Annotated in this window: 5 protein-coding genes and 1 pseudogene; 3 read left to right on the top strand and 3 right to left on the bottom strand. The window is 74.0% G+C overall.

The window, feature by feature from the left end; all coding sequences use genetic code 11:
• Positions 1-16: 16 nt before the first annotated feature.
• Positions 17-922, top strand: a pseudogene (locus ND748_RS21605) (BTAD domain-containing putative transcriptional regulator); the annotation flags it as partial.
• A gap of 1,788 nt (positions 923-2,710) precedes the next feature.
• On the opposite strand, the gene ND748_RS21600 reads toward ND748_RS21605, so the two are convergent.
• The gene (locus ND748_RS21600; protein WP_251747809.1) at positions 2,711-3,568 is read right to left on the bottom strand and encodes an ABC transporter permease; all 858 of its coding nucleotides are present in this window, start codon (positions 3,566-3,568) and stop codon (positions 2,711-2,713) included.
• Positions 3,565-4,596 carry an ATP-binding cassette domain-containing protein gene (locus ND748_RS21595; protein ID WP_251747808.1) on the bottom strand — a complete coding sequence of 344 codons (1,032 nt, stop codon included), beginning with the start codon at positions 4,594-4,596 and terminating at the stop codon, positions 3,565-3,567. The genes ND748_RS21600 and ND748_RS21595 overlap by 4 nt, the downstream gene beginning before the upstream one ends.
• Positions 4,597-4,848: 252 nt before the next feature.
• Here ND748_RS21595 and ND748_RS21590 point away from each other — a divergent pair, with 252 nt between their 5' ends.
• Positions 4,849-5,334, top strand: coding sequence for a nuclear transport factor 2 family protein (locus ND748_RS21590; RefSeq protein WP_251747807.1), 486 nt, complete (start codon positions 4,849-4,851; stop codon positions 5,332-5,334).
• Positions 5,325-5,768, top strand: coding sequence for a nuclear transport factor 2 family protein (locus ND748_RS21585; RefSeq protein WP_251747806.1), 444 nt, complete (start codon positions 5,325-5,327; stop codon positions 5,766-5,768). The genes ND748_RS21590 and ND748_RS21585 overlap by 10 nt, the downstream gene beginning before the upstream one ends.
• A gap of 101 nt (positions 5,769-5,869) precedes the next feature.
• Here ND748_RS21585 and ND748_RS21580 read toward each other — a convergent pair whose 3' ends face one another.
• Positions 5,870-6,541, bottom strand: coding sequence for a cyclase family protein (locus ND748_RS21580; protein ID WP_251747805.1), 672 nt, complete (start codon positions 6,539-6,541; stop codon positions 5,870-5,872).
• Between the last annotated feature and the right edge of the window lie 183 nt (positions 6,542-6,724).

Genomic DNA, 6,724 nt, shown 5'->3' with positions numbered 1-6,724 from the left:
CGCCGAGGCGCTCCCGCTGCTGGCGGCGGCGAGTGCACAGCGGCCCGACGACGAGGACCTGCTGGCCGACCTGCTGCGCAGCGAGGCCGCGGTGCGCGGGCCCGGGGCGGCCCTGCACCGCTTCGAGGGCTACCGCCGGGACCTGCGGGAACGGTTGGGCACCAGCCCCGGGCAGGCGCTCACCCGCATCCAGCGCGAGCTGCTCGCCCTCGACCGGCCGCCCGTCCGCGACGGGATCCGCTACGACGCCACTGCCCTGCTCGGCCGCCAGCACGACGTCGACCGGCTGCGGGCCCTGCTGGACCGGTCCCGGGTGGTGTCGATCGTCGGGCCGGGTGGCCTCGGCAAGACCCGGCTGGCGTACCTGCTGGCCCGGGACAGCACGCTGCCGGTGGTGCATGTCGTCCATCTCGTCGGGGTGACGGCGCCCGAGGACCTGCTCGGTGAGATCGGTGCGGCGCTCGGCGTCCGCGACTCGATCGGGGAACGCCGGGTGCTGACCCCGGCGCAGCGCGCCGACCTGCGCGCCCGCATCGCCGCCCGGCTCGCCCGGGGGCCGGGCCTGCTGCTGCTGGACAACTGCGAGCACCTCGTCGTCGAGGTCGCCGAGCTGGTCGCCTTCCTCGTCACGACCACCGCCGACCTGCGGGTGCTCACGACGAGCCGGGCCCCGCTGGCGATCAGCGCCGAACGGGTCTACCTGCTCGGGGAACTGGCCCGCGCCGACGCGATCGAGCTGTTCTGCCAGCGCGCCGCCGCCGCCCGCCCCACCGTCCGGCTCGACCGGGAGGTGATCGGCCGGATCGTCGACCGGCTCGACGGGCTTCCGCTGGCGATCGAGCTGGCGGCGGCGCGGGTCCGGGCGATGTCGGTGGAGGACGTCGACCGGCGGCTGGCCGACCGCTTCACCCTGCTGCGCGGCGGCGACCGGTCCGCCCCGGACCGCCACCGCACGCTGCTCGCGGTGATCGACTGGTCGTGGAAACTGCTGGCGGAGCCGGAACGGCGGTCGCTGCGCCGGCTGGCGCTCTTCCCGGACGGTTTCACCCTCACCGCGGCGGAGGAGGTCCTCGCCGTCTCCGCTGACGGTTCCGATCCCGTGGAGACGGTGCGGAACCTCGTCGACCAGTCGTTGCTGAGCGTGCGCGAGTCGGCCGGCGGGGTGCGCTATCGGATGTTGGAGACGGTCCGGGAGTTCGGCCGGCTGCGGCTGGCCGAGGCCGACGAGCAGGTGTCGGCGCGCCGCGCCCAGCGGGACTGGGCGGTCGGTCACGCGACCCGACACGGTGCGGAGCTGTCCACCGAGCGGCAGTTCGCGGCGATCGACGCGATCGCGGCCGAGGAGACGAACCTCGCCGACGAGCTGCGAACCGCGCTGGCCGGCGACGACGCCGAAACGGTCGCGCGGCTGGTGACGGTGCTCGAACAGTTCTGGACGATCCGCGGCGAGCACCTCCGGATGATGACGCTGAACGACGCGGTCACCGCGGTGCTGTCCGGCTGGACACCGCCGCTCAGCTCGGTCCCGGCGGCGCTGGCCGCCGCAACCGCCGTGGCGAGAACCGCGATGTTCATGAGTGACGGGGTTCTCCCGCCGCCGATCCGCGGCCTGTTGGCACGGCTGGACCTCGAGGCGGCGGCGGACGATCCGTCGCTGGACGGTGCGGCGCGGGTGCTCCTCGCCCTCGCGCCGGCGGCGTCGACCACGGACGTCGACACGCGGCTCGCGCGGCTGGCGGACGATCCCGACCGGCACACCCGCCTGCACGCTCTGGTGTGGCTGGCCCATCAGCGGGAGAACGCCGGCGACGCACAGGCCGCGGCCACGGCGGCAAGGCGGGCGCTGGCACTGGTCGCGCCGCGGGACGGGCCGTGGCTGACAGCCCTGATGCACACCCGTCTCACCGAACTGACGATGCAGCTCGGGGATCTGCCGGCCGCGCGATCCCATGCCCGGGCGGCCCTGCCGGTCCTGGAGCGGCTCGGCGCCGACGACGATGTCGCGCAGCTACGGGTGCTGCTGGCGCTCGATGCCATCAACAATGGCCGGCTCGACGCGGCCGAGCAGTACCTCACCCTGATCGGCTCGCCCAGCGACACGCTGCACAGCGGCGCGATGATGGCGGCGATCGGTCGGGCGGAACTCGATCTCGCCCGCGGCGACGCCGCCGGCGGCCTGCGCCGCTACCTGGACGCGGCGCAGCGGCTGCGGACGATGCGGTGGCCCGGCGTCGAACCGACCGGAGTCGAGCCCTGGGCGCTCGTCGGCGACGCGGTGGCCCTGGCCGCGTTCACCTGGCACGCCACCACCGCCGACGATCTCGCCACCGGCGACGGCCTGTTCCGCTCCGGTCTTCGCCGGTGCGTCGACGTCATGCGGCGCGGTGACCCCGCGATCGACTATCCGGCGTGCGGAACGGTGCTGTTCGCGCTCGGTGCCTGGGGCCTTCGCGACGGGCAGCCGACCAGGACGACGGCGCGGGAGGCGGTGGAGCTGCTCGCGCTGGCGCAGCGGTTCTCCTACGTGGCGACGATCCCGTCGCTGGGATGGGCGCGGGTCGAGGCGCTTGCCGAGCGCCGGTCGCCCGGGGCGCTGCCGGCGGCCCGGGCGGGCGACGACGATCGCCGCCCGGCGCAGCTGCTCGACGAGGCGCGCGTCCTCGTTGAGCGGCTGGCCGGACGGCTCGACGGCATACCGCCGGGCCACGGGTCACAGGTGGCGCTTGTAGCTGGCGACCGACAGCGGCATGAAGATCACGACCACGACGAACCCGGTCAGCAGCGTCCAGCCCACCTGCCCGGTGATCACGCCGTTGTTGGCGAGGTCCCGGGTGGCGGAGACGAGATGTGACACCGGGTTGACCTTGGTGAAGGTCTCCAGCCAGCCCGGCATCGTCTTCGACGGCACGAACGCGTTGGACAGGAAGGTCAGCGGGAAAAGGATCATCATCGAGATGCCCTGCACGCCGCGGGCGCTGCGGGCGACCGTGCCGATCCAGGTGAACGCCCACGCGATCGCCCAGCCGGTGAGGACCGCCAGCAGGATCGCGCCGAGCACGCCGAGCACCCCGCCGCCGGGTCGGTAGCCGAGGATCAGGCCCATCACGTAGGTCAGGCTCGCCGCGATCAGGTACCGGAGCAGGTCGGCGACCATCGGGCCGGCCAGGGGTGCGAGCCGGGACATCGGCAGCGACCGGAACCGGTCGAAAACCCCCTTGTCCATGTCCTCCCGCAGCTGCGTCCCGGTGGCCATGCAGGTGGTGAGCACCGTCTGGGCGACGATGCCGGGGATCAGCAGCGGCAGGTAGCTGTGGACGTCGCCGGAGATCGCCCCGCCGAACACGTAGGCGAACATCGCGGTGAACAGCAGCGGCTGCAGCGCCACGTCGAAGAACTGTTCCGGGTTGCGGCGCATCTTCTTCAACGCCCGCCACGCCATCGCGAGGATCTGGGTGAGGGTGTCTCCCACCCCGACGCGGGCCCGGGTGCGGGCGACGGCGGCGGCCGGGTCGGTGGCCGGGGCCGGGCGCGGGCGCGCGGCGGTCGGGTCGTCGAGGACGGTGGTCATCGGGCCATCTCCGTGGTGGTGTGGTCGAGGCTGGGCGTGTCCTGGCCGGGGACGGCTCCGGCCGGGCCGCCGGCACCGGGGTCGGCCGCGGTGCCGTGGCCGGTGAGGGCGAAGAAGACCTCGTCGAGGGTCGGCTTGGCGACGCTGACCGAGGCGATGCCGACGCCGGCCTCGCGCAGCGCGATCAGCACGTCGGCGGCCCGGTCGGCGACGTCGAGTGGAACGTTGAGCCGGCCGGACTCGGGGGTGGTGACCGGCTCCTCGCCGAGCACGCGGCGCACCACCGCGCGGGCGCGCGCCTGGTCGGCCCCGGGGGCGAGCTGAAGTTGCAGGGTCGAGTCGCCGACCTGGGTCTTGAGCTCGTCCGGCGTGCCCTCGGCGACCTTGCGGCCCTGGTCGATCACGCAGACCCGGTCGGCGAGCTGGTCGGCTTCGTCCAGGTACTGGGTGGTGAGCAGGACAGTGCAGCCGTCGTCGACGAGCTCGCGGATGGTGTCCCACATCTGGCCGCGGGTGCGCGGGTCCAGGCCGGTCGTCGGCTCGTCCAGGAAGATCAGCGGCGGTCGGGTGATGAGGGAGGCGGCGAGGTCGAGGCGGCGGCGCATCCCGCCGGAGAACGCCGAGATCCGCCGCTCGGCGGCCTCCCCAAGACCGAACTGCGCCAGCAGCCGGCGCGCGGTGGCACGCGCGTCCGCCGAGCGCAGACCCTGGAGCCGACCGAACAGCCACAGGTTCTCGGCGGCGGTGAGGTCCTCGTCCACGGAGGCGTACTGGCCGGTCACGCCGATGAGCTGGCGGACCCGGTGCGGCTCGGCGGCGACGTCGACCCCGAAGATCTCGGCCCGGCCGCCGTCGATCGTCAGCAGCGTGGCCAGCATCTTCAGCATCGTCGTCTTGCCGGCGCCGTTGGGCCCGAGCACCCCGAAGATCTCGCCTTGGCGCACCTCGAGATCGATCTGGTCGACGGCGCGAACGTCGCCGAATTTCTTGACCAGGCCATCGGCCTGGACCGCGGGCATTGCTGTCACACGCTTTCCTTCCACGGGATGCGTTCAGGGCGGTGCGGTTGCAGGAGCGTCGCAGCCCCGAGGGGCGGGCGCAGTGGACAGGACGCTAGACAACGCCGGTATCACCGCCCCTACACGCCGGTTTCAGTGGCTGCCTGGCTCCCCGCCGTTCCTGATGCCCCGGCCGTTCCTGATGCCCCGGCCGTTCCTGGTGCCCCGGCCGTTCCTGGTTACCGGGTACGCCGTGTCGCCTGGTGAACTAGCGTCCAGGTCATGACGACGGACCACATCGCAGGGCATCTGCGACCCGGCGGCCACCCGCCCGGCGGGGTGCGCGACAGCGCCGACGTGCGGGTGGAGCAGCACCGCCTGCCGCGGACGTACGCCGCGTTCGCCGCGCTGCCCGACGCCACCGGCGAGCAGACCGCGGCGGTGCTGCAGGTCCTCGCGCTCTACGGCCATGCGGTCGACAACGCTGACGCGCAACTGCTGGCGCAGGTGTTCGTCGACCCGCCGACCCCCGACCGTGCGCCATCCCCCTCGCACCACACCGTCAACACGGAGGTCAAGCAGCTTCCCGCCGGCCTGGCCGCGTGGAGCCGGCTGGTGACGATCGCCGGCGACGGCAGCGTCGCGAGCGCCGACGCCGTCGACGTCCTCACCGAAACGCCCGCCGGCTGGCGCGTCGCCCGGCGGACCGTCCACCCGCGCCACGGCGGCCCCGCCGTCGTCGCCGACGGGCAGACACCATGGGCGTGAGGATCGCCCCGGTCGACGCCGCCACCTACGCCGAGGTCGCCAGCCTGCTCGCCAAGCATCCGCACCTGTTCGACAACATCGCGCTCGGCGCCGCGCCGACGGCGTACACCGACGACGCGGTGATGGGCGGGGTGCCGCTGGCCGAGGCCGTGCGCGGCCTGCCGTACGGACGGGTGATGTTCCCCCACCACACCACCGACATCGCCGTCCACCGCGTCGACGACGACACACTGCGGGTATGGGCGAAGTACTTCGTCATCCGCGGCGACGGCACCGCCGGGTCGGGCGACTACCAGGACACCCTGGTCCGCACCCCGCAGGGCTGGCGCATCGCCGAACGATCCGTCACCCGCGGCAACCGACCCGACAACGACCCCGACGGCCCCTCCACGCGCACCCTGACCACCGCCACCTGGCTGCCGGCCGGGGACTGACCGCCGGGGACTGACCACTGCCACCTGGCGTGTCGGCGAGGTGGCTGCCACGGCCGGGTGCAACGCCGCCGGGCCTACAAGAGCACGGGCTCCCAGCGCGGTCAGGCCACGACGGCGACGGCGCGGACGGGGAAGGTGCCCATGCCGCGCACGGGCGCGGGCAGCACGGTGAGGCGGACCGGCTCGCCGTCGGGCAGCTCGGCCAGGGCCGTGAGGTGCTCGACGATCGGGATGCCGGCGCCGAGCAGACCCTGGTGGGCGGGACGGGCCAGGTCGTCGACGTCGTCGATGTTCAGCGAGTCGATGCCGACCAGCAGCACTCCGGCGGCGACGAGGGCCTCGACGGCCGAGCGGGTCAGGTGCGGCGCCGGGCCGAAGTACGCCTCGCTCCCCCAGTGCCGGGAATGACCGGTGTGGATGAGCACGGCCTGCCCGGCGAGGTCGGCGGCGGCGGGCAGCCGCTCGGCGCCCACGGCGCGTGCCCCACCCGCCCGGACCACCACGGCCGGCACGTCGACCAGCCGGGCCAGGTCGAGCGCCGCGACGTCCGGGCCGTCGGCGTGGAAGTGGAACGGGGCGTCGAGGTAGGTCCCGGTGTTCGCGACGAGGTCCACGGCGGCGATGTGGAACGACACCCCGGGTGCGAGCCGCTCCCCCGAGGCGGCCCTGCTGGTCCAGGTGGAGATCCGCGGACCGGGCAGGCCCGGGTAGGTCACCATGCCGTCGACGATGGGATGGGACAGGTCGACGATGCGGCGGTCCCCGACGGGCATGGCGCGCTCCTTGCTCAGGCACGGCTGCATCCTCGGCACGGCTGCATCCACGGCACGGCTGCGGTCCGCCACGCTATCGGGACCGTGCGCGCCGCGGGTGGCGAACCGTCCCTGCCCGGCGCGGGCGGCGGTGGGGTCACGGATGCGACCCGGTCCGCCGGCCCGCGCCGGGGGGTGCCCAAC

Origin of the sequence: Frankia sp. AiPs1 (assembly GCF_023716945.1) — a bacterium.
Taxonomy (GTDB): domain Bacteria; phylum Actinomycetota; class Actinomycetes; order Frankiales; family Frankiaceae; genus Frankia.
Note: the sequence above shows the minus strand (reverse complement) of the source record. Positions and strands in the feature narration are given on the sequence as shown.